The organism is Pseudomonas sp. JAI111 (assembly GCF_024809425.1).
In the GTDB taxonomy this organism is placed as follows: domain Bacteria; phylum Pseudomonadota; class Gammaproteobacteria; order Pseudomonadales; family Pseudomonadaceae; genus Aquipseudomonas.
On sequence record NZ_JANUCB010000002.1, the window covers coordinates 334,458 to 356,937 of the forward strand.

Annotated in this window: 21 protein-coding genes; 10 read left to right on the plus strand and 11 right to left on the minus strand. The window is 59.5% G+C overall.

Annotated elements, in window-relative coordinates; all coding sequences use genetic code 11:
- Positions 1-75: 75 nt before the first annotated feature.
- The 3 genes from relA to cysM form a co-directional block, all read right to left on the minus strand.
- Positions 76-2,319, minus strand: a complete 2,244-nt coding sequence (gene relA, locus HNR03_RS09175; protein WP_259152896.1) for a GTP diphosphokinase — start codon at positions 2,317-2,319, stop codon at positions 76-78.
- A gap of 122 nt (positions 2,320-2,441) precedes the next feature.
- Positions 2,442-3,794 carry a 23S rRNA (uracil(1939)-C(5))-methyltransferase RlmD gene (gene rlmD / locus HNR03_RS09180; protein WP_222588034.1) on the minus strand — a complete coding sequence of 451 codons (1,353 nt, stop codon included), beginning with the start codon at positions 3,792-3,794 and terminating at the stop codon, positions 2,442-2,444.
- Positions 3,794-4,696 carry a cysteine synthase CysM gene (cysM, locus tag HNR03_RS09185; RefSeq protein WP_084321990.1) on the minus strand — a complete coding sequence of 301 codons (903 nt, stop codon included), beginning with the start codon at positions 4,694-4,696 and terminating at the stop codon, positions 3,794-3,796. Before cysM ends, rlmD begins: the two co-directional genes overlap by 1 nt.
- Before the next feature lie 477 nt (positions 4,697-5,173).
- Between cysM and HNR03_RS09190 the strand changes: the two genes are divergently transcribed.
- Positions 5,174-5,578, plus strand: a complete 405-nt coding sequence (locus tag HNR03_RS09190) for a hypothetical protein (protein ID WP_259152898.1) — start codon at positions 5,174-5,176, stop codon at positions 5,576-5,578.
- A 681-nt stretch (positions 5,579-6,259) separates the two neighbouring features.
- Here HNR03_RS09190 and HNR03_RS09200 read toward each other — a convergent pair.
- Positions 6,260-7,690, minus strand: a complete 1,431-nt coding sequence (locus HNR03_RS09200) for a sensor histidine kinase (protein ID WP_259152899.1) — start codon at positions 7,688-7,690, stop codon at positions 6,260-6,262.
- Positions 7,677-8,399, minus strand: coding sequence for a response regulator transcription factor (locus HNR03_RS09205; protein ID WP_259152903.1), 723 nt, complete (start codon positions 8,397-8,399; stop codon positions 7,677-7,679). Before HNR03_RS09205 ends, HNR03_RS09200 begins: the two co-directional genes overlap by 14 nt.
- A gap of 214 nt (positions 8,400-8,613) precedes the next feature.
- Here HNR03_RS09205 and HNR03_RS09210 point away from each other — a divergent pair, with 214 nt between their 5' ends.
- Both HNR03_RS09210 and HNR03_RS09215 read left to right on the plus strand, forming a co-directional pair.
- Positions 8,614-11,367, plus strand: coding sequence for a response regulator (locus tag HNR03_RS09210; protein WP_259152904.1), 2,754 nt, complete (start codon positions 8,614-8,616; stop codon positions 11,365-11,367).
- 170 nt (positions 11,368-11,537) lie between these two features.
- Positions 11,538-12,527, plus strand: coding sequence for a 2-hydroxyacid dehydrogenase (locus HNR03_RS09215; RefSeq protein WP_259152905.1), 990 nt, complete (start codon positions 11,538-11,540; stop codon positions 12,525-12,527).
- A 6-nt stretch (positions 12,528-12,533) separates the two neighbouring features.
- Here the strand turns inward: HNR03_RS09215 and HNR03_RS09220 are convergent, their stop codons facing one another.
- Positions 12,534-12,941 (minus strand): hypothetical protein, encoded by a 408-nt coding sequence (locus HNR03_RS09220; protein WP_222588040.1) that lies wholly within the window; start codon positions 12,939-12,941, stop codon positions 12,534-12,536.
- A gap of 134 nt (positions 12,942-13,075) precedes the next feature.
- Here HNR03_RS09220 and HNR03_RS09225 point away from each other — a divergent pair, with 134 nt between their 5' ends.
- Positions 13,076-13,510 (plus strand): hypothetical protein, encoded by a 435-nt coding sequence (locus HNR03_RS09225; RefSeq protein ID WP_033056853.1) that lies wholly within the window; start codon positions 13,076-13,078, stop codon positions 13,508-13,510.
- Positions 13,510-13,914 (plus strand): META domain-containing protein, encoded by a 405-nt coding sequence (locus tag HNR03_RS09230; protein WP_222588041.1) that lies wholly within the window; start codon positions 13,510-13,512, stop codon positions 13,912-13,914. Before HNR03_RS09225 ends, HNR03_RS09230 begins: the two co-directional genes overlap by 1 nt.
- Before the next feature lie 170 nt (positions 13,915-14,084).
- On the opposite strand, the gene HNR03_RS09235 is transcribed toward HNR03_RS09230, so the two are convergent.
- Positions 14,085-14,552 (minus strand): TlpA disulfide reductase family protein, encoded by a 468-nt coding sequence (locus tag HNR03_RS09235; protein ID WP_259152908.1) that lies wholly within the window; start codon positions 14,550-14,552, stop codon positions 14,085-14,087.
- Positions 14,553-14,666: 114 nt separating this feature from the next.
- Here HNR03_RS09235 and arsC point away from each other — a divergent pair, with 114 nt between their 5' ends.
- The 3 genes from arsC to HNR03_RS09250 are packed head-to-tail and all read left to right on the plus strand — an operon-like array spanning position 14,667 to position 16,040.
- Complete coding sequence (arsC, locus tag HNR03_RS09240) at positions 14,667-15,020, plus strand: arsenate reductase (glutaredoxin) (protein ID WP_090186951.1); 354 nt, start codon at positions 14,667-14,669, stop codon at positions 15,018-15,020.
- Positions 15,017-15,613 (plus strand): NAD(P)H:quinone oxidoreductase, encoded by a 597-nt coding sequence (gene wrbA / locus HNR03_RS09245; RefSeq protein WP_090186954.1) that lies wholly within the window; start codon positions 15,017-15,019, stop codon positions 15,611-15,613. Before arsC ends, wrbA begins: the two co-directional genes overlap by 4 nt.
- Before the next feature lies 1 nt (position 15,614).
- Entirely contained in the window at positions 15,615-16,040 is a 426-nt protein-coding gene (locus tag HNR03_RS09250) for a DUF2069 domain-containing protein (protein WP_222588043.1), read from the plus strand.
- A 99-nt stretch (positions 16,041-16,139) separates the two neighbouring features.
- Here HNR03_RS09250 and HNR03_RS09255 read toward each other — a convergent pair whose 3' ends face one another.
- Together HNR03_RS09255 and ttcA are read right to left on the minus strand one after the other, a co-directional pair.
- The gene (locus HNR03_RS09255; protein WP_222588044.1) at positions 16,140-16,814 is read right to left on the minus strand and encodes a DNA-3-methyladenine glycosylase I; all 675 of its coding nucleotides are present in this window, start codon (positions 16,812-16,814) and stop codon (positions 16,140-16,142) included.
- A gap of 132 nt (positions 16,815-16,946) precedes the next feature.
- A complete protein-coding gene (gene ttcA, locus HNR03_RS09260; RefSeq protein ID WP_090186962.1) occupies positions 16,947-17,771 on the minus strand; it encodes a tRNA 2-thiocytidine(32) synthetase TtcA in 825 nt (274 codons plus the stop codon).
- A gap of 369 nt (positions 17,772-18,140) precedes the next feature.
- Here ttcA and HNR03_RS09265 point away from each other — a divergent pair, with 369 nt between their 5' ends.
- Positions 18,141-18,743: a Yip1 family protein gene (locus HNR03_RS09265; protein WP_090186965.1), complete on the plus strand. Its 603-nt coding sequence runs from the start codon at positions 18,141-18,143 to the stop codon at positions 18,741-18,743.
- A gap of 157 nt (positions 18,744-18,900) precedes the next feature.
- On the plus strand, positions 18,901-19,395 hold the full coding sequence (locus HNR03_RS09270; RefSeq protein ID WP_222588045.1) for a SprT family zinc-dependent metalloprotease: 495 nt from the start codon (positions 18,901-18,903) through the stop codon (positions 19,393-19,395).
- A 114-nt stretch (positions 19,396-19,509) separates the two neighbouring features.
- Here the strand turns inward: HNR03_RS09270 and HNR03_RS09275 are convergent, their stop codons facing one another.
- Both HNR03_RS09275 and HNR03_RS09280 read right to left on the minus strand, forming a co-directional pair.
- Complete coding sequence (locus HNR03_RS09275) at positions 19,510-20,691, minus strand: CaiB/BaiF CoA-transferase family protein (RefSeq protein ID WP_259152916.1); 1,182 nt, start codon at positions 20,689-20,691, stop codon at positions 19,510-19,512.
- A gap of 145 nt (positions 20,692-20,836) precedes the next feature.
- A complete protein-coding gene (locus tag HNR03_RS09280) occupies positions 20,837-22,171 on the minus strand; it encodes a dicarboxylate/amino acid:cation symporter (protein WP_259152917.1) in 1,335 nt (444 codons plus the stop codon).
- Between the last annotated feature and the right edge of the window lie 309 nt (positions 22,172-22,480).

The following is a 22,480-nucleotide window of genomic DNA, read 5'->3' on the forward strand; positions in this document are numbered from 1 at the left end:
TGGCATCACCTCGACGCTACTGAAAGACCGAGGTGCCTGCATCGCTGGCAGGCCAGCTCCCACACGGGTACATCTTCAAGGTGTCCGGTTACGCCGGGTTTCGATGATGTTCGGCAACTGGGAAATCCGTCCCAGCAACCGCCCCAGTGCATCCAGTCCGGGAATCTCGATGGTCAGGGACATCAACGCGGTGTTGTCCTCTTTATTCGAGCGGGTGTTGACCGCCAGCACGTTGATCCGCTCGTTAAGCAGCACCTGCGACACGTCACGCAGCAAACCGGAACGGTCGTAAGCGCGGATGATGATGTCCACCGGGTAGGTGAGCACCGGCACCGGGCCCCAGCTGACCTGAATGATCCGCTCCGGCTCGCGCCCGCCCAGTTGCAGCACCGAGGCGCAGTCCTGACGGTGAATGCTCACGCCGCGTCCCTGGGTGATGTAACCGACGATCGCATCGCCCGGCAACGGCTGGCAGCAGCCGGCCATTTGCGTCATCAGATTGCCGACGCCCTGGATCTGAATGTCGCCACGCTTGCCCGGTTTGTAGCCGGTGGCTTTGCGCGGGATCAGTTCCAGCTGTTCGTTGCCGCGTTCCGGCTCGACCAGTTGCTGCGCCAGGTTCACCAGTTGCGCCAGGCGCAAATCGCCGGCGCCCAACGCCGCGTACATGTCCTCGGCGGTTTTCATGTTGGCCTTGTCGGCCAGCTTGTCGAAGTCCACCGCTGGCAGACCGAGGCGACTCAGCTCACGCTCGAGCAAGGTTTTGCCGGCTGCGACGTTCTGATCGCGAGCCTGCAACTTGAACCAGTGAACGATCTTCGCCCGCGCCCGCGACGTGGTGATGTAACCCAGGTTCGGGTTCAGCCAGTCTCGGCTCGGCGTGCCGTGCTTGCTGGTGATGATCTCGACCTGTTCACCGGTTTGCAGGCTGTAGTTGAGCGGAACGATGCGCCCGTTGATCTTCGCGCCACGGCAGTTGTGACCGATTTCGGTGTGCACACGGTAGGCGAAGTCCAGCGGCGTCGCGCCCTTGGGCAAGTCGATGGCGTGGCCGTCCGGGGTGAAGATGTAGACCCGGTCCGGTTCGATATCGACACGCAGCTGCTCGGCCAGACCACCGATATCGCCCAGCTCTTCATGCCACTCGAGCACCTGACGTAGCCAGGAGATTTTCTCTTCGTAGTGATTGGAGCCGGATTTGACGTCGGTGCCCTTGTAGCGCCAGTGCGCGCAAACGCCCAGCTCGGCTTCCTCGTGCATGGCGTGGGTGCGGATCTGCACCTCCAGCACTTTGCCTTCGGGGCCAATCACTGCGGTGTGCAGCGAGCGGTAGCCGTTCTCTTTCGGGTTGGCGATGTAGTCGTCGAATTCTTTCGGGATGTGCCGCCACAAGGTGTGGACGATGCCGAGCGCGGTGTAGCAATCGCGCATTTCCGGCACCAGCACGCGCACGGCACGCACGTCGTAGATCTGGCTGAACTCCAGACCCTTGCGCTGCATTTTGCGCCAGATCGAATAGATGTGTTTGGCCCGGCCACTGATGTCGGCGTCGACGCCGGTAGCGGTCAGCTCATTCTTCAGCTGACTCATCACATCGGCGATGAAGCGCTCGCGATCCAGCCGCCGCTCGTGGAGCAACTTGGCGATCTGCTTGTACTGATCGGGCTCGAGGTAACGGAAGGACAAGTCCTCCAGCTCCCACTTGATATGACCGATACCGAGACGGTGAGCCAGCGGTGCGTAGATGTCGAAGACTTCACGGGCCACGCGATTGCGCTTTTCATCGTCGGCGGTTTTCACCGCACGGATCGCACAGGTGCGTTCGGCCAGCTTGATCAGCGCGACGCGAACGTCGTCGACCATCGCCACGAGCATCTTGCGCAGGTTTTCGACCTGGCCCTGAGTGCCCAGCACCAGCGATTGACGGGGGCTCAGGCTGGCGCTGATCGCCGCCATGCGCAACACGCCGTCGATAAGTTTGGCGACCACCGGACCGAAGCGCTGGCTCACGGCCGGCAGTTCGATCTGGCCTTCGCGCACGCCGCGGTACAAGACCGCCGCGACCAACGAATCCTGATCAAGTTTGAGGTCGGCGAGAATCTCGGCGATCTCAAGGCCCGTGCGGAAACTGGAGGTCCCTTCGGACCACAGGTTTTTCGCCGCATTGGCTTGTTGTTCAGACGTACGAGCGAACTCGCACGCTTCCTTCAAGGCTTCGCGATCCAGTGCCAGATCGACACTGACCGCATGATCGAGCCAAGCCTCGAGATTGATACTGCCGTCGGTGTTGATCGGCTGGTGTGCTCTCACCTGTACCATCTTGCTTACCTTCCCTACGACGCAGATTCAATGCGTCAATTCGCTGACCTTCATTGCCCGATTGCCCTCACGGGGCTAATGCGAGAGCTGCACGGGCGGCCAGTCGGACCAGACGAGCCGTCCTAGCTCGCTTCAAATAACGCCATGGCCTCGACATGTGCCGTCTGAGGAAACATATCGAGAATCCCGGCACGTTTTAACCGGTAGCCCTGCTTGATCAATTCAACCGTGTCGCGCGCCAGCGTTGCCGGGTTGCACGACACATACACCAACCGCTTGGCACCCAGCGATGCCAGCGTGCGCACGACCTCGAAAGCACCGTCACGCGGTGGGTCCAAGAGTACCGCACAAAAGCCTTCGCGCGCCCACTCGGCATCGGTCAAAGGCTGGGATAAATCGGCCTGAAAAAAATGCGCATTATGAAGATTATTGCTAGCCGCATTTTCGGCCGCCCGCTCGACCATCGCTTGCACGCCTTCGACCGCCACCACTTCGCGAACGGCTTTGGCCAGCGGCAAGGCGAAGTTGCCTAACCCACAGAATAGATCGAGAACCCGTTCCTGCGCTGTCGGCTTCAACCAGTCCAGTGCCTGGGCAATCATCGCTTCGTTGACACCGGCGTTGACCTGAATGAAATCTCCGGGCCGGTACGCCAGGTTCAAGTCCCACTGCTCAAGGCGATAACCCAGGGATTGCCCCGCCTCGACCGGTTGCGGTTCACCTTCCCCGTGCAACCACAGCTGGGCTTCATGGGCGGCGCAGAATTCCTTGAGAATGGTCAGGTCGGCATCGGACAACGGCGCCATGTGCCGCAGCAACACCGCCAATGACGAGCCGCTGAACAACTCCACATGGCCCAGCGCTTGCGGTTTGCTCAAGCGCCGCAACATTTCCGGCAAGCCGGTCATGATGGGCTGCAAGGGCTGAACCAGCACCGGGCATTCATTGATTGCAACGATGTCCTGACTGCCCGCCGCACGGAAACCGACTTCGAGTTTTTTCGCTTTCATGTCCCAGCGCACCGCCACGCGGGCGCGACGACGGTAACCGAATTCCGGTCCGCTCAACGGTGCCGCCCACTCTTGGGGTTCAACGCCGGCGACCTTCGACAGTTGCTCGGCGAGCATGCTCTGCTTGAGGGCGAGTTGTTCGTTGTGCGGCAGGTGTTGCACGCTGCAACCGCCACAGCGACCGGCATGCGGACACGGCGCCGGACGACGCAATTCGCTGGCCTGGAATACACGCTCGGTGCGTGCCTCGACGACTTTGCCGCGGGCACCCAACACGCGCACCTCAACCTCTTCACCCGCCAATGCGCCGATGACGAACCAGGTGCGACCTTCGAAAAACGCGATGCCACGACCGTCATTGGCGAGGCGCTCGATGCTCAAGCGCTGCTTTTTGCCGGTCGGGATTTGCGGGGCCTTGCTACCGCCGGTGGGCTGGAAGCGCAGGCCTCTCTCTTGCTTGGCCATCAGTTGGGCGCGTCGAAAATGCCGGTCGACAAGTAACGGTCGCCTCGGTCGCAGATGATCGCGACGATCACCGCGTTTTCAACTTCTTTGGAAAGACGCAGCATCGCGGCCACCGCGCCGCCCGAAGAAACGCCGCAGAAGATGCCTTCTTCGCGGGCCAGACGACGGGTTACGTCTTCGGCCTCGCTTTGCGCCATGTCGACGATCCGGTCAACGCGATCAGCCTGGTAAATCTTCGGCAGGTATTCTTGCGGCCAGCGACGGATGCCCGGAATCGCCGAGCCTTCCATCGGTTGCAGGCCGATGATCTGTACGTTCTCGTTCTGCTCTTTCAAGTAGCGCGAGACGCCCATGATGGTGCCAGTGGTGCCCATCGAGCTGACGAAATGCGTGATGGTGCCCTCGGTCTGACGCCAGATTTCCGGGCCGGTGGTGGTGTAATGCGCCTCGGGGTTATCGCCGTTGGCGAACTGGTCCAGCACCTTGCCCCGGCCTTCGGCCTCCATGCGCTGGGCAAGATCGCGAGCGCCTTCCATGCCTTCTTCCTGGGTGACCAGGATCAGCTCGGCGCCATACGCCGTCATCGCGGCCTTGCGCTCGGCGCTGGAGTTGTCCGGCATGATCAGGATCATCTTGTAACCCTTGATCGCCGCGGCCATCGCCAGGGCGATCCCGGTGTTGCCCGAGGTCGCTTCGATCAGCGTATCGCCGACATGAATCTGCCCGCGCAGTTCAGCGCGGGTGATCATCGACAGCGCCGGACGGTCCTTGACCGAACCCGCCGGGTTATTCCCTTCGAGCTTGAGCAAAAGGGTGTTGCTGGTGGCGCCAGGCAGGCGCTGCAAACGGACCAGCGGAGTGTTGCCGACGCAATCGGCGATGGTTGGGTACTGCAAGGTCATGGCGTATTCGCAATCCAGACTGCGGGGGCGCCTATCATACCGGCAAACGTGCGCAGGCCATATCACGCAAAGTGCGGTGCTTATGGCTTATGGGAATAAGCGGGCGAGTGGGCCGAGGAGAAATCCTACACAAAAGAGTAATGGACCTGTAGGAACACGGCTTGCGCTCGACGATTCTGTAATACAGGACGATGTTTCGGGACATCCTCCTAGGATATTTCCCGCAGGTTTTGGTGGCGTCGATGAACTGGTGAGTAATAAGTTTCATTGATAGTCTTTCGGTCGCACTCCACGCTACTGGCGAGGTAAAGCACCACCAAACTTCCTGAAGACTCTAAATCAATGTCCGAAAACTCGGCTTTATTTCGTTCCGAAGTTACTAACGCGAAAAACGAAAACCGCTTTGGCAGCGTGCTTATCTATCAACCAAGGGGATATGGTGCAGCCACCACCCCAGGCAGTACGTTGATACTTTAATTGAACAGCCTCCGAACTGAAACAGCAAGAGATAACAACTTCTATGACAACAAGGGAATCCCAAGTCCTGACATCACTTTTCCAAAGACTAACCAACAAACAAATAAATTATCACTTGGTGCAAGCTACTTCACCGTACGCGATCATGACTCTTCAGGCATTCGTAAAAAAGCAGCCAGATCAAAGGCTAAATTGTTCACGGCCGAAATTAAAAAACAAGATACCCTTATAGGATTTAAAAATCATCTATGGAAATCACAATCGCCACCCCTCCATATCACGCCAAAGTCTAAACTTACGATTGATTCGTTAAACAACTACTACCCATCTGGCTCATGGCAGATTGGTAACCACCCCCCATTCAACCTCATATTTAGCACAGGTAAATCCCATGACTGGCCTTAACCCTCGAGAATCAAGTGATGGATGGAACATGCAAGCACTGGGAATACATTTTGCAGGAGGTACTATGTCTAGCGCACTCATGTCTGCCTTTAAAATCACCATTTTTTTATTTTTTTGCTATGGAATCTACAAGTTACTGCGCTTACGCTGGGGAGTATGCCAAAGTTTATGCACAACCTTTCTCTTACTCCACATACTCCCCATAATAATACTATTAATAATCAAGCAAACCCTCCTCAGATAACACAGCACACCCTCACAACCCACCCCTCTTAAACAAGGACTAACCATGCAAGGATTAACGACATGTGACTTGGAGTTAGCACTTGGCATTGAAGTGTTTTTTGATATTACTGAAATCAACGAACTGCGGAGTGATGAATTAAAAATCATTTGAAGGTATTTTGTTAAAAACCCATCTACTATCGGCGTCACGCATGTCATTTTATTGTGCTTCGCACTTAGAAACAGTTTAGCCCCCCCTACATAAAAATTGACTATTTGCCTGCATGGCAAGTATGGAAACTCAACCATGCAGACATCACGGATATCGCCAGCTCTACAGGGGTGAGTGTGCTTCAGCACCGCAAAGACATTCGACGGAGGGGTCACACTGCGCTCGGACAAGGCAGCTTTGAACTGACGTTCCAACTCGCCCGCTCCCACAGGGATCCAGACGGGTTACGCGATTTGTGGCCGGCACACATCCACTGTGGGAGTGAGCCTGCTCGCGATGGCGTCATCACTGGCAACGTCATCATCCGCCACCAACCGCATATGCAACCGCAACCCGGTCCCGGTGTTCTCGGCCCAAAGGCTCCCGCCCTGACGCTTCACCGCATTCCTGGCAATGCTCAATCCCAAGCCAAACCCGCCATTCCCCGGCCGCGAGCCGTCGAGGCGAATGAACGGACTGAAGATCCGCTCAAGATCCGCGTCAGCCACCCCGCCGCCCTCATCCTCCAGCCACACCTGCCAGAAGTCGCCATCGCGCTCAGCGTCAAGACGGACGATGCCGCCACTTGGGGAATGACGAATGGCATTGCGCAGAATGTTTTCCAGCGCCTGCGCCAAGGTATTGAGATGGCCGCGAACCCAGCACGAGGAATCCACCGAGCAGTGCAACTGACTGGCCGGCCAGCCAGTTTCATAGCAGGCGTTTTCCGTGAGCATTTCCCACAGCGCCTGAATCTGGATCCCGTCGTCGGGCAGCGGTGCGCGTTCGGTGTCGAGCCAGGCCAGTTGCAGCGTGTCCTCCACCAGTCGCTGCATGCCATCGACTTCCCGACCGATACGCTCACGCAATTGCGGCAGCCCCTGCTCGCTTTCGCTGGCGACCCGCAATCGGCTCAGCGGCGTCCGCAGTTCGTGGGACAGGTCGCGCAGTAATTGCTGTTGCAGGGCCACGCTGCTTTGCAGTCGTTCGGCCATGTGATCGAACGCCCGGCCCAGCTCACCCAGTTCATCCGGACGATTGGTGGTGTTGCTCGATAGGCGCACATTCAACTGGTCGACGCGCCAGGCGTTGGCTTGTTCACGCAAGCTGTTCAACGGCACGACCAGCAGCCGATAAAGACCGATGCACAGCAATAACGTGAACAAACCCGGAATGATGCCGTTGGTGATCACGCGCCAGAACACCCGGTATTGGCCGGGCATGAAGCGCTGGGGCAATTCGATCACCAGGCTGCCGACCGCGGGGTCGTTTGGAAAAGGGATTCTCAACCAGGGCAGCCCCTTGGTATGGAGACTGGTTGGCCAATCCAGCCCACGCAAAAAGGTCAGGCGCTGGACTTCCTTGTCGGTCAGCGGGTAGCTGCTCAAGGACTGCAAATCACCGCCGATGACTCCGACCCACGTGGTTTCACGCGTGCCCAGCTCCTGCAGCCAGGCATCGATGCCTGCGTTCTGGCGGTGATTCCAGGCATGCTCGGCTTCGGCGGCGTAGCGGGTCAGCGTGCCCCGGGCCTCGTCGGAGAGGAACAGGTTCTTCTGCTCCATGTATCGACCCCAGGACCAGCTCAGCCAGATCATCAACAGACAGAACGCCACCAACAGGCACGCCAGTTTCCAGAACAGTGAATGCCGGCCAGGCAGGTCAGACCATTTCATCGCCGGCACTCAAGACGTAACCCTTGCCCCAGACCGTGCGCACTTTGCGCTCGGTGTAACCGATGGTGTTGAGCTTGCGACGGATCTGGCTGATATGCATGTCCAGGCTGCGGTCATGGGCCGCGTACCCGCGTTGCAGCACGTGCTGATAAAGGAAGGCTTTGCTCAGGACTTCGTCGCCATTGCGGTTGAGCGTTTCCAGCAAACGGTACTCGCTGCGAGTCAGGCCGGCGGCATGCTCGCCGTAGAAAACCTCGTACTGCTCATCGTCAAAACGCAGGCTATCCAGGGAAGGTGTAATCGGTGACGGTTGCGGTCGACGATCGAGCGCCACCCGGCGCAGGATCGCCTCGATGCGCACCCGCAACTCGGCGATGCTGAAGGGTTTGGGCAAGTAATCGTCGGCCCCCAGACGAAAACCGCTGATGCGGTCCGCCTCGGCGCCCAGCGCCGACATCAGCACCACCGGGGTGGAATGACTTTGTCGCAATTGCGTCAGCACGTTGAGCCCGTCCAGCCCCGGCAGCAGAATATCCATCAACACCACATCGAAGGTTTGCGCGCGCGCGATGGCCAGGCCCTCTCGGCCGTTCTGGCACCAGGTCACCTGAAACCCACAGCGCCCCAAATGCTCGTGCACGTAAGCACCAAGCACCAGGTCGTCTTCGATGGACAGGATTCGGGGATGGCTAACAGCGATGGGAGTCATGAGTATCTGCAAATAATTCTCAGTTGGAGATTATTCAAGATTGCCTGCCGATGGGCAACCCAAGGTTTACCCATGAGGCTAAAGCGCCGACACGCTCGACGAATGACGACATCAATTTTACGAAGATTGCCCGCATGCAAATCGCTACACTGCCCAAGTGGCGCGTGCCGGATGTACGCGCAGGTCAATCAATAGCTGGATGCAGGAGAGATGCGTGCTCACGAAACTGGGAATTAAAGGCCGCGTGCTGTTGCTGACCCTGTTGCCGACCACCCTGATGGCGTTGGTCCTGGGCGGCTATTTCACCTGGATGCAGCAATCGGACCTGCAAACCCAACTGATGCAGCGCGGTGAAATGATCGCCGAACAGCTCGCGCCGCTGGTCGCTCCGGCCATGAGCCACAAGGACAGTGAGCTGCTGGAGCGTATCGCAACGCAGTCGCTGGAAACCGCCGACGTTCGCGCAGTGACCTTCCTCGCCCCCGACCGCACGCCGCTGGCCCATGCCGGCCCGACCATGCTCAATCAGGCGCCCATGGGCAATGGCTCGCAGATGCTGCGCCGCAGTGGCAACGATGCCACGCGTTATCTGCTGCCGGTGTTCGGTAAACACCGCAACCTGGCCGGTGACTTGATTCCCGAAGAAGCCGATCTGCTCCTGGGCTGGGTCGAACTCGAACTGTCCCACAACGGCATGCTGCTGCGCGGTTACCGCAGCCTGTTCGCCAGCCTGCTGTTGATCGGCGCTGGCCTGGCCGGTGCGGCGCTGTTGGCGCTGCGCATGGGCCGCACGATCAACCGACCGATCAGCCAGATCAAACTGGCGGTGGCGCAACTCAAGGATGGCCACCTGGAAACCCGCCTGCCACCGCTTGGCAGCCAGGAGCTGGATGAGCTGGCGTCCGGCATCAACCGCATGGCCGGCACTCTGCAAAATGCTCAGGAAGAATTGCAGCACAGCGTCGATCAGGCCACCGAAGACGTGCGCCAGAACCTGGAAACCATCGAGATCCAGAACATCGAGCTGGACCTGGCGCGCAAGGAGGCGTTGGAGGCGAGCCGGATCAAATCCGAGTTCCTGGCCAACATGAGCCATGAAATCCGCACGCCGCTCAACGGTATTCTCGGCTTCACCCACTTGCTGCAAAAAAGCGAATTGACCCCACGCCAGCTCGATTATCTGGGCACCATCGAGAAATCCGCCGACAGCCTGCTGGGGATCATCAACGAGATCCTCGACTTCTCGAAAATCGAGGCCGGCAAACTGGTGCTCGACAACATCCCGTTCAACCTGCGCGACCTGCTTCAAGACACCTTGACCATCCTCGCCCCGGCCGCCCACGCCAAACAGCTTGAACTGGTGAGCCTGGTGTACCGCGACACGCCGCTGTCGCTGGTGGGCGATCCGCTGCGGCTCAAGCAGATCCTCACCAACCTGGTGAGCAACGCGATCAAGTTCACCCGCGAGGGCACCATCGTCGCCCGCGCCATGCTTGAAGAAGAGCATGAAGACAGCGTGCAACTGCGCATCAGCATTCAGGACACCGGCATCGGCCTGTCCAACCAGGACGTGCGTGCGCTGTTTCAGGCGTTCAGCCAAGCCGACAATTCGCTGTCGCGCCAGCCGGGGGGCACCGGCCTCGGGCTGGTGATTTCCAAGCGGTTGATCGAACAGATGGGTGGCGAGATCGGTGTCGACAGCACGCCGGGAGAAGGCTCGGAATTCTGGATCAGCCTCAGTTTGCCCAAAACCCGCGATGATGCCGAAGACCTGCCCGGCCCGCCATTGCTCGGGCGCCGCGTGGCGGTGCTGGAAAACCATGAACTGGCGCGTCAGGCGTTGCAGCATCAACTGGAAGATTGCGGCCTCGCGGTGACGCCGTTCAATACTCTGGAAAGCCTGGCCAATGGCGTGACCGGCGCGCATCAGACCGATCAGGCGATCGACCTGGCGGTGCTCGGCATCACCAGCAACGACATGCCGCCCGAGCGCCTCAACCAGCACATCTGGGACCTTGAACACCTGGGCTGCAAAGTGCTGGTGCTGTGCCCGACCACCGAACAGACGCTGTTTCACCTCTCGGTGCCCAATCCACACAGCCAGCTTCAGGCCAAACCGGCCTGCACCCGCAAACTGCGTCGGGCATTGTCCGACCTGGTCAACCCGCGCCAGCAGCGCAGCGAGCCCGGCGAGCCGGTGTCGAGCCGCGCGCCAAAAGTGCTGTGCGTCGACGACAACCCGGCCAACCTGTTGCTGGTGCAAACCCTGCTCGAAGACATGGGCGCCAAGGTACTTGCGGTGGAAAGCGGTTACGCGGCGGTCAAGGCAGTGCAAACCGAAACCTTCGATCTGGTGCTGATGGACGTGCAAATGCCCGGCATGGACGGACGCCAAAGCACCGAAGCGATTCGCCAATGGGAAACCGAACGGCACTGCACGCCGTTGCCCATTGTCGCCCTCACCGCCCACGCCATGGCCAACGAAAAACGCGCCCTGCTGCAAAGCGGCATGGACGACTACCTGACCAAGCCGATCAGCGAACGGCAACTGGCGCAGGTGGTGCTGAAGTGGACCGGCCTGGCGTTGCGCAATCACGGACCGGAGCGATCCAGCGACAGCCTCGGCATCGCTCATGAGTTGCAAGTGCTCGACCACGACGAAGGTTTGCGCCTGGCCGCCGGCAAAGCCGATCTGGCGGCGGACATGCTGGCGATGTTGCTGGCGTCTTTGGAAGCGGATCGCGAGGCGATTCGCATTGCTCGTGAGACCAACGACCACAACGCCCTGATCGAGCGCGTTCACCGCTTGCATGGCGCGACGCGTTATTGCGGTGTGCCGCAACTGCGTGCCGCCTGCCAGCGCAGCGAAACCCTGCTCAAGCAACAGGATCCCAAAGCCACCGGCGCGCTGGAAGAACTCGACCGCGCGATCAACCGCCTGGCCGCCCACGCCCGTATCAACGCTTGATGCAGCGCAATGGCGCTGAAGCCATAATCGCTAGACTCCCCCCTGTAGGAGCTGTCGAGTGAAACGAGGCTGCGATCTTTTGATCTTGCTTTGCTTTTTGCTGAGATCGCAGCCTCGCCAAGGCACGACAGCTCCTAATAAAGCGTGATCGAGTTATCCAGGAGGACCGTATGCGCACGATTCTATTCAGCAGCCAGACCTACGACCGCGACAGCTTTTTGAGCTGCGATCTACCCGCCGGTATTGAACTGCAGTTTCAGTCCGCACGGCTGAGCCTCGACACGGTGGCGCTGGCCGATGCTCACGAGGTGGTCTGCGCCTTTATCAATGATGACCTCAGCGCCCCGGTGCTCGAACGTTTGGCGGCGGGCGGCACACGGCTGATCGCCCTGCGCTCGGCCGGTTATAACCACGTTGATCTGGCAGCGGCAAAGCGCTTGGGACTTTCGGTTGTGCGGGTCCCGGCCTATTCGCCGCATGCCGTGGCCGAGCACGCGGTGGCGCTGATCCTGGCGCTCAATCGCCGCTTGCACCGCGCCTACAACCGCACTCGCGAAGGTGATTTCAGCCTGCACGGGCTGACGGGGTTCGATTTGGTGGGCAAGACCGTCGGCGTGGTCGGCACCGGGCAGATCGGCGCGACCTTCGCCAAAATCATGAACGGCTTCGGCTGTCAGTTGCTGGCCTACGATCCCTATCCGAATCCCCAGGTCGAGGCCCTTGGCGCCCGCTACCTCAGTTTGCCGCAACTGTTGGCCGAGTCGCAGATCATCAGCCTGCACTGCCCGCTGAATGAGCAGAGCAAACACTTGATCAACAGCGAATCACTGGCACACATGCAGCCCGGCGCCATGTTGATCAACACCGGGCGTGGTGGCCTGGTCGATACGCCAGCGCTGATCGATGCGCTGAAGGACGGTCAACTGGGTTATCTGGGGCTGGATGTGTATGAAGAAGAAGCGCAGCTGTTCTTCGAGGATCGTTCCGACTTGCCGTTGCAGGACGATGTGCTGGCGCGGTTGCTGACCTTTCCGAACGTGATCATCACCGCGCACCAGGCCTTCCTGACCCGCGAAGCCTTGGCGGCGATTGCCGCGACGACCTTGCAGAACATCGCAGCCTGGGCCGCCGGGACGCCGCAGAATAGGGTCGAGGGTTGATTGCTATCAGGCCTTGGACAACAGGATCATCAGCCCCAGCCAGCCGAAGCCCAGCAAACGCTGCCCCACTGAATGCCCGCGACGCAGCAGGAACCAGACAAAAAACGGCGGCATGAAGAAAATCATCAGTTTCAGCCAGAGCTCCACCGGACGCGGCCCGTTGAGAACAGGTGTTGGTGTCGCGGCCTGAACCTCGGCCGGGCCCTGGGTTTTGCGTTTGCGTCCAAATGCAGCCGGGGTCACCCTCGCCACTTTCTCATCCGCCGGCAAACGCCCGAAAGAAAGCGGTGCTGCTGCAGGCGCTGGCGTCGACGTGGTCGCTTGCACCGTTCCCGCCGGGGCACCGCAATGAATGCAAGCAGGCGCCGTGGAGCTGATGCTCTGCTTGCACTCATAACATTCGATTAACGCCATGTCCGTTCCTTAGAGATGCAAAAGCGGCAGTTTGCCATGAGTCGGTGGGTAATTTGAACCTGATCGAAGGTCATCTGCCCGCGCCATGCTGCGTGCAGGCCCGTGATAGCATACCGCGCATATTTGGAGGACCCATGGTCGAACACGATTTCCGCTACAGCCTGATGAACCCGCAACACACCCTCACCGAATGCCGCGCCCTCGTGCCGGGGCGCTATCAAGTCACCGGCAACGGCGGCTCGATTCGTAATAATGACGTGCTGGTCGTGACCCTCAAAGGTGCCAAGGACTTGTCCATGCGCCTGACCGTTGAAACGGTTCGCCACTTGATCAATCCGCCAGGCCAATGGGTCGCAGTGGCCAGTGGTCCGGTGTTTGGCGAATTGGCGATCCACACTTGGAAAGTCAATTGCGACAGCTGCGCCAAAGAGCTGAGTTTCGAGTTCGCGGTCGACGCCAAGCTGGGCAACAAGGCTGAAAAACCGGCGGCCACCGCGCGGATTGCCGAGCTGGGCTGGACCACCGTTGGCGAGAAGCACCTGTGCCCGAAATGCCAGGAGCCCGCGTAATGAAACGCCTTGCTCTACCCGCAATCGTTGGTGCCAGCCTGATGGGCTGCGCTGCCGAGCCGGTACAACTTGAACAAAATCGCAGCTACATTCTGGAATGGATCGGCGAACGTCCGCTGATGGATTACAGCCACCTGACCATCACCCTGGGTGATGACGGTCGGGCCTACGGTAACGGCGGCTGCAACCATTGGTTCGCGCCGTACACGATAGATGGCGATAAGCTGAGCTTCGGCAAGATCGGCAGCACCCGCAAGCTGTGTGCGCCGGCAGTCATGGAGCAGGAACAGCGCTTCTTGCAGGCGCTGGAAGGGGTGCAGCGCTGGGACGTATCGCCGATCGAGCAGATGCGTTTCTGGCCGGCCGAGGGCAAGCCGTTGCGCTGGTGGCTGGAAGAGGGTTGAGCCTCTGACTGATCCTGCTGAGCGTTCCCACGTCGAGGCGTGCTAATCGTTCCCACGCTCTGCGTGGGAATGCATCCTGTGACGCTCTGCGTCACGATTTGCGAAGGGACGCGGAGCGTCCCGGGCGGCATTCCCACGCAGAGCGTGGGAACGATCATCATCCTTTGCTTTCAGTTCTTCGCCTGCAACGCCTCTAGCTTGGCCATTACCCCCGCCGCTGTCTGCTCGCCCATCAGTTGTTCACGCACCTTGCCCCGGTTATCGATGATGTACGTCACCGGCAGCGCCTCGCTGCGTGGCAATTCAAAAAGATCGGCCGGGTCCGACGCCAGCACCGTGAACTTGATCCCCAGTTTTTCACTGGCGCTTTTCAGCTCTTCACCCTGCACATTGTCGAAATTGACCCCGAACACACCGATCTTTTTGTCTTTCAACTGCTCGGCCAGCACATTCAACTCCGGAATCTCCGTCCGGCACGGGCCACACCATTCGGCCCAGTAGTTGAGCACCACCCATTGCTTGTCCAGGCGTTCGGCGGCGACTTTGTGACCGTTCTGGTCGATGCCATAGTCGTTGCCGCAGCCCCCCAGCATCAACGCGCCAATGATTGCCAATGCCGCTGCCAGTCGCCTTGTCATGTCGTGTTCCTTGTTCAAAATTGAATGCGCCTGCGACCCATCGCCTCGCAAGGTTCTGGATTACGCGCTGCCCAGTTAGAATAGCCGCCACCTTACGCAAGATGCGACCCGCACATGACCGATCTGACGCTTTATCACAATCCGCGCTGCTCGAAATCCCGCGGTGCGCTCGAACTGCTCGAAGCCCGTGGCCTGGCCCCGACCGTGGTCCGTTACCTGGAAACGCCGCTGGACGCCGCGCAAATCCAGAGTCTGCTGACCAAGCTCGGCATCAGCGCCCGGCAACTGCTGCGCACTGGTGAGGAGGAGTACAAAACCCTCAACCTGGCCGACGCCAGCCTGAGCGAGGCGCAATTGATCGCCGCCATCGCCGCCCACCCGAAACTCATGGAGCGACCGATTCTGGAAGTCGGCGATAAAGCCATCATCGGCCGTCCGCCGGAAAATGTGCTGGAGTTGCTGCCGTGAGCGCACCGTACATTCTGGTTCTGTATTACAGCCGTAGCGGCTCGACCAATGAAATGGCGCGGCAGATTGCCCGTGGTGTCGAACAGGCCGGAATGGAAGCGCGGTTGCGCACCGTGCCGGCGATCTCCACCGAATGCGAAGCCGTGTCGCCGGACATTCCCGACGAAGGCGCGCTGTACGCCAGCCTCGACGATTTGAAAAACTGCGCAGGCCTGGCCCTGGGTAGCCCAACCCGTTTCGGCAACATGGCGGCGCCGCTCAAGTACTTTCTCGATGGCACCAGCAACCTGTGGCTGACCGGCGCCCTGGTGGGCAAACCGGCTGGCGTCTTCACCTCGACCGCAAGCCTGCACGGCGGCCAGGAAACCACACTGCTGTCGATGATGCTGCCGTTATTGCACCACGGCATGCTGATCACCGGCCTGCCCTACAGCGAATCGGCCCTGCTGGAAACCCGGGGCGGCGGCACGCCTTACGGCGCCAGCCATCACGCCGGGGCCGATGGCAAACAGGGATTGAATCAGCATGAAGTCGCGCTGTGCCGGGCGCTGGGCCTGCGGCTGGCGAAGACTGCACTGAAGCTGGAGGGCTGACATGGCGAAGAAGCCGAAGATTCTGCCCGCCATCGAATGGCTCGAACCTCGAGTCCGAGCGATGCGGGTTGTCAGCCTGTTGTGCTTTTTCGGACTGGTGGGGTTGTTGTGCGTCTACTACCTGCTGGTCGCCGACCTGCATGGCGCGCGGCCGTGGGTGATTCTGCTGATCGAGCTGGTGCCCCTGCTGTTATTGGCGCCGGGGATGATAGTCGGCAGCGCACGCGGGCATTCGTGGATGTGTTTTGTGGTGAACCTGTATTTCATCAAGGGCGCGTTGGCCGCGTATGACCCGAACCGGCAGCTGTTCGGTTTGCTGGAGATGGGCGCAAGCCTGGCGGTGTTTTGCTCGGCGTTGCTGTATGTGCGGTGGCGGTTTCAGTTGAATCGCAAGCTCGCCGGCGAAGGCGAGACTTCCGCTGCCTGACAGATTGCAATCGCCAGCAGGCTGGCTCCCACAGGGAACCTGTGTACGCCACAGATCCAATGTGGGAGCCAGCCTGCTGGCGATTGCCGCGACTCGGTCTTAATGATTGACGGTGTACGCGAGCATCATCGAAATCTGGCTCATCGCCCGACCGCCGCTCTGTTCATGCCACTGGTTGAACACATCCTGCACCAACGCCTGATCGCGCAGACTGGTCGGCACCTTGTCGACGATCTTCTGCGCGTTCAACGCTGCGACCACGTCGTAGCTCGGTACAAACGTGTCCTTGCCGACCATGCGCAAGAAGCGCGGCGCCGACAGCCCGCCCAATTGATGCCCGCGTTTTTTCAGAAAGGTCCACAAGCCGACGATGTCGGTCACCGGCCAGTCGGCGATCAATTCGCCAAAGCTGCCCTTTTCATGGGCCACATCCAGAATGAACTGCGCATTGCGCGGCACGCTCTTGAGCTTGCCCAAGTGACGGATGATCCGCGCGTCCTGCATCAGGCGCTCCAGGTGCTCGGCGCTCATCAGCACGACTTTTTCCGGGTCGAACTTGAAAAACACTTCTTCAAAGGCCGGCCACTTGGCATCCACCAGGCTGTGCTTGAGGCCGGCGCGGAACACGCGTAGCGCCATGGTCGAAAGGTAGCGATCATCGCTGATCTTGCGCAATTGCGCCGGGGTCTTGGGAACGGGCAGATGGGCTTCCAGTTCAGCTGCCGAACCGAAGCGGTTCAGACAGTATTCGTGCAGCCACTTGTAATCGCGCATGCCCTCTCCAGATGAATAAGTGAAATAGACCCATGTGGGAGCCAGCCTGCTGGCGATGGCGGTGGGTCAGTCAACAACGATGTGTCTGACCCACCGCCATCGCCAGCAGGCTGGCTCCCACAGTGATTGTGTTTAGAGGTTCACGACATTGACGAACCGCGACGCGGCGGTTTCGTCGATACGCAGGTTGGTGAAGTCGAACAGGTTGCGGTCCGCCAGTTGCGACGGGATGACGTTTTGCAAGCTGCGGAAGATGCTTTCGGTGCGTCCCGGGGTCTTGCGCTCCCACTCCTGCAACATCTCCTTGACCACTTGGCGCTGCAGGTTTTCCTGAGAACCGCAGAGGTTGCACGGGATGATAGGGAATTGCTTTAAGTCCGAGTACGCCTGGATGTCTTTTTCGTTGCAGTAGGCCAGCGGACGGATCACCACGTTGCGGCCATCGTCGGCGCGCAACTTGGGTGGCATGGCCTTGAGCGAGCCGTTGAAGAACATATTGAGGAAGAACGTCTCGACGATGTCGTCGCGGTGGTGCCCCAGGGCCATTTTGGTCGCACCGATTTCGTCGGCGAAGGTGTAGAGCGTGCCGCGACGCAGGCGTGAGCACAACGAGCAGGTGGTCTTGCCTTCCGGGATCAGCTCCTTGACCACCGAATAGGTGTCTTTCTCGACGATGTGGTACTCGATGCCCAGGGTTTTCAGGTACGCCGGCAGCACTTCTTCGGGGAAGCCTGGCTGTTTCTGGTCCATGTTCACGGCCACGATTTCAAACTTGATCGGCGCGACCTTCTGCAAATGCAGCAGCACGTCGAGCATGGTGTAGCTGTCCTTGCCCCCGGACAGGCAGACCATGACCTTGTCGCCGTCTTCAATCATGTTGAAATCGGCAACAGCTTCACCGGCCTGACGGCGCAGGCGCTTTTGCAGTTTGTTCTGGTTGACCGTGAGTGTGCCCATGACGCGAATCCGTGAGTGTGACGAAAGGCCGGCATTTTACGCAAAAACGCTCCGTGGGCGAAGGGCCCACCGTCCACTGTGGGAGCGGGCTTGCTCGCGAAGACGGAGTGTCAGTCGAAACCATATTGCCTGACACTCCGCTTTCGCAAGCAAGCCCGTCCCACAGGGATTGTGGTGACAGACCCCGCAGCGATTAACAGGTCTGTTTACAGCGCGATTTGCTCTAACGCCCCTGCACCTGCGCCGTAAAGACCTTTCTATACTGCGACATAAGGTCGCTGACATATCCAGACCTATTACTTACTTGGCCACTTTGGCCTGTAAGCGCTCCACTGGGGGGCGACGGTAAAAACAAGAGGAGTGACTGGCATGATCCATCACGTAGTGGGGCTCTTCACCCACCCCGACCAGGAATGGAAACAAATCCGTGGCGACCAAGAGGAAAGCATCAGCCACATGTACCTGACTCACACGCTGATTCTGGCAGCGATCCCTGCCGTGTCGGCATTTATCGGCACCACTCAGGTCGGCTGGGTCATTGGCAGCCGGGCACCGGTGATGCTGACCCATGAAAGCGCGCTATGGATGACGATCATGTCGTACCTGGCGATGCTCGGCGGTGTCGCGGTGATGGGCGCATTCATCCACTGGATGGCCCGCACGTATGACGCCAATCCGAGTCTGGCCCGTTGTGTTGCGTTTGCAACCTATACCGCGACACCGCTGTTCATTGGCGGTCTGGCGGCGCTGTATCCACATATGTGGCTGGGGATGATCGTCGGGACGGCGGCCATCTGCTATACCGTTTACCTGTTGTATGTGGGCTTACCAACCTTCATGAACATTCCATCGGACGAGGGATTCCTGTTTTCCAGTTCAGTGCTAGCCGTAGGCCTGGTGGTGCTGGTGGCCATCATGGCGTTTACCGTTATTGTCTGGGGACTCGGCGTGGGGCCGGTCTATACCAATTAGCAACTCACCCACTAATAACCAGATCTGCCAATACAGGCCGCCGCAAGGCGGCCTTCTAATGACCAAGCACAAAGAAGGTGACGACCACTCGGCACATCGACGATTCGCAAGGCCCCGGCGTTGCGGCATACTCGACGTCTCTGGAGATCCATCAAGCATGCCCGAGCAACTCAATACCCGCGTCGAAGACTGTTACCAACTCGCCGAATCCTTTTTCAAACGCTCTTTCAAACGCCCCGTGGTGAGCCTCAAGCTGCGCGGTCAAAAAGCCGGTGTCGCGCATTTGCACGAGAACCTGCTGCGCTTCAATCCTCAGCTGTACCGGGAAAACACCGAAGACTTCCTCAAGCAGACCGTGGCCCATGAAGTCGCACACCTGATCGCCCATCAACTGTTCGGCGACCGCATCCAGCCGCACGGCGAAGAGTGGCAATTGATCATGCGCGGCGTGTATGAATTACCGCCCAACCGCTGCCACACCTACGACGTCAAACGCCGAAGCGTGACGCGCTATATCTACAAATGCCCGTGCGCCGACAGCGACTTTCCGTTTTCCGCCCAGCGCCATAGCCTGGTGCGGCAAGGACGGCGGTATTTGTGCCGCAGATGCCGCAGTACATTGGTGTTTAGCGGGGAGATGCGGGTCGAATAGTCGTATTTGATGATCGTTCCCACGCTCCTGCGTGGGAATGCCGCCATGGACGCTCTGCGTCCACTGTGACGCGGAGCGTCACGGGATGCATTCCCACGCGGAGCATGGGAACGATCAACTTACGACTTTCGCAGCTCGCAATGCTTCAATCCGCTCAGCACTAAACCCCAACTCCCCCAGCACCTGATCCGTATGCTGCCCCAGCGACGCGCCAACATGCCGGGGTTCTGGCAATCCATCTGAAAACTTCAACGGACAAGCCATCTGTGGCTGGGTCGAACCATCCCCACGCGGCACCTCCGTCACCAGCTCGCGCGCCTTGAGCTGCGGATGCCGCACCGCCTCACTCAGGCTCAATACCGGTTCGACACACGCATCGAGTTCGGCAAACAGGGAGCACAGCTCGGTAAAGTCGTGCTTCTCGAATTCAGTTTTCAGCGCTTCCTTGAGCTTCTTTTGCTGGGCTGGCTGAGGCGACAAGCCCAGCACCGACAGTTCTTCCAGGCCCAGCGCGGTACACAATTGCTTCATGAAACCCGGCTCCAGACTGCCCACCGACAACCAGCGCCCGTCCCGCGAGCGGTAATAGTCGTAGAAGCTGCCGCCATTGAGCATTTGATCTTCCCTGCCCGGCTCCACGCCGCAGGCCAGGTAACCGGCACCCGTCATGGCGTTCAGGCTGAAGGCGCAGTCGGTCATGCTCACGTCCAGGTGCTGCCCCACCCCGGATTGTTGCCGAGCGATCACTGCCGCCAGCAGGCCGATGACCCCATGCAGCGAGCCGCCAGCGACGTCCGCCACCTGCATGCCCAGCGGCAACGGCCCACTGTCGGCGCGACCGGTGTAGCTCGCCAACCCTGCCAACGCCAGATAATTGATGTCATGGCCGGCGCGATCCTTGTAGGGGCCTGTCTGCCCGTAGCCAGTGATCGACACGTAGATCAGCCTCGGATTGATCGCCTTCAACGCTTCATACCCCAGCCCCAGCCGTTCCATCACGCCGGGACGGAATTGCTCCAGCACGATGTCGTAGTCCGCCAGCAACTGCTTGATCACCTCCAGCGCCTCGGGTTGCTTGAGGTCCAGCGCCAGGCTGCGCTTGTTGCGATTGAGGTAGGCGTGGCTGGCGGACACGCCTTGATCGTGCGGCGGCAATACCCGTAGCAGGTCCATGCGGGTCGGCGATTCGATGCGCAATACCTCGGCGCCCATGTCCGCCAGCAATAACGAGGCAAACGGCCCCGGCAGCAGTGTCGAGAAATCCATAACCTTGAGTGATGCCAGTGGACCGAGCATGAGCAATCTCCGTGAGCGATGCTTCAAGCCTAGGCAGGCAATGGCATTGCAGCAATCACCTGAAGTGTCAGCGGCTGTGACCGTTATGCTCAAATCCCGGGCATGAAAAAACCCGCCGAAGCGGGTTTCTTCATTGCAGCAAGTCTTACTTGACGTTGCTTGGGGTAGCGCCTTCGGCTACGCCCAGGTCGTCTTCAACACGTTCGTCGGAGATACCGCGACCGCCAGAAGCCAGTTCTGCGTGCATCACGTCAACGTCCAGTTCCTTGACCCACTTGGCCACAACCAGGGTAGCAACAGCGTTACCTACCAGGTTGGTCAGTGCGCGAGCTTCGGACATGAAGCGGTCGATACCCAGAATCAGCGCCAGACCGGCAACCGGCAGGTGGCCAACGGCGGACAAGGTAGCGGCCAATACGATGAAGCCCGAACCGGTCACGCCGGCAGCGCCTTTGGAGGACAGCAGCAACACCACCAACAGGGTGATCTGGTGCGTGATGTCCATGTGGGTGTCGGTTGCCTGAGCAATGAACACCGCCGCCATGGTCAGGTAGATCGCAGTACCGTCGAGGTTGAACGAGTAACCGGTCGGGATCACCAGACCCACCACGGATTTCTGCGCGCCCAGGCGTTCCATCTTGATCAGCATGCGTGGCAGTACCGATTCCGAAGAAGAGGTACCCAGCACGATCAGCAGTTCTTCACGGATGTAGCGAATCACTTTCAGTACGCTGAAACCGTGAGCGCGAGCGATACCGCCCAGCACGACCAGTACGAACACGATGCAAGTGATGTAGAAGCAGGCCATCAGTTGACCCAGTTGCACCAGCGAACCCACGCCGTAGGCACCGATGGTGAACGCCATGGCGCCCAAGGCACCGAGTGGCGCGAGCTTCATGATCATGTTGATGATGTTGAACATGACGTGGGCGAAGCGATCGATGAAGTCCAGGATCGGCTTGCCGTAGGCACCCAAGCGATGCAGGGCGAAACCGAAGATCACCGAGAACATCAGCACTTGCAGGATATCGCCGGTGGCGAATGCGCCGAAGATGGTGTTCGGGATCACGTTCAGCAGGAAGCCAACGACGCTTTGATCAGCACCGGCCGCCACGTATTGAGCGACTTTGGAGGCATCCAGCGTGGTCACGTCGATGTGCATGCCGGCGCCCGGCTGCACGATGTTGACTACAACCAGACCGACCAGCAATGCAATGGTCGACACGATTTCGAAGTACAGCAGCGCGTAACCGCCGGTCTTGCCGACCGACTTCATGCTCTGCATGCCCGCGATACCGCTGACAACGGTGCAGAAGATGATCGGGGCGATGATCATTTTGATCAGTTTGATGAACCCGTCACCCAGCGGCTTGAGGGCCACACCGGTCTGTGGGTAAAAGTGACCGACCAGGATGCCGATGGCGATGGCAACGATCACCTGGAAATACAGGGATTTGTACAGTGGCTGACGAGTCGTCATTGCAAAGTTCCTCAAGAGTGCCCGGTGACAACATCCATCTGTTGCCCTGAACACTTCAATTGCGAACCCTCCTGCACTGGAGGGATTTGTTTTGTCGAGCTGCGCATCGGCAAGCATCTGCCGGTTGTATCGCAAGGCCCGTGCCACCTTCTGCAAAATCCCCGCAAGCCTTTTGACATCAGGGGTTACAGCTTTTTCATACCACCCATCGGCGAGAACAATGTGGCGGGTTTCCGCCCATCAACCAGACCTCATCCTGCAATTTGGCGGATATCCGCCTTGTTCATCGCCGCGCACCGCGGCTACCAT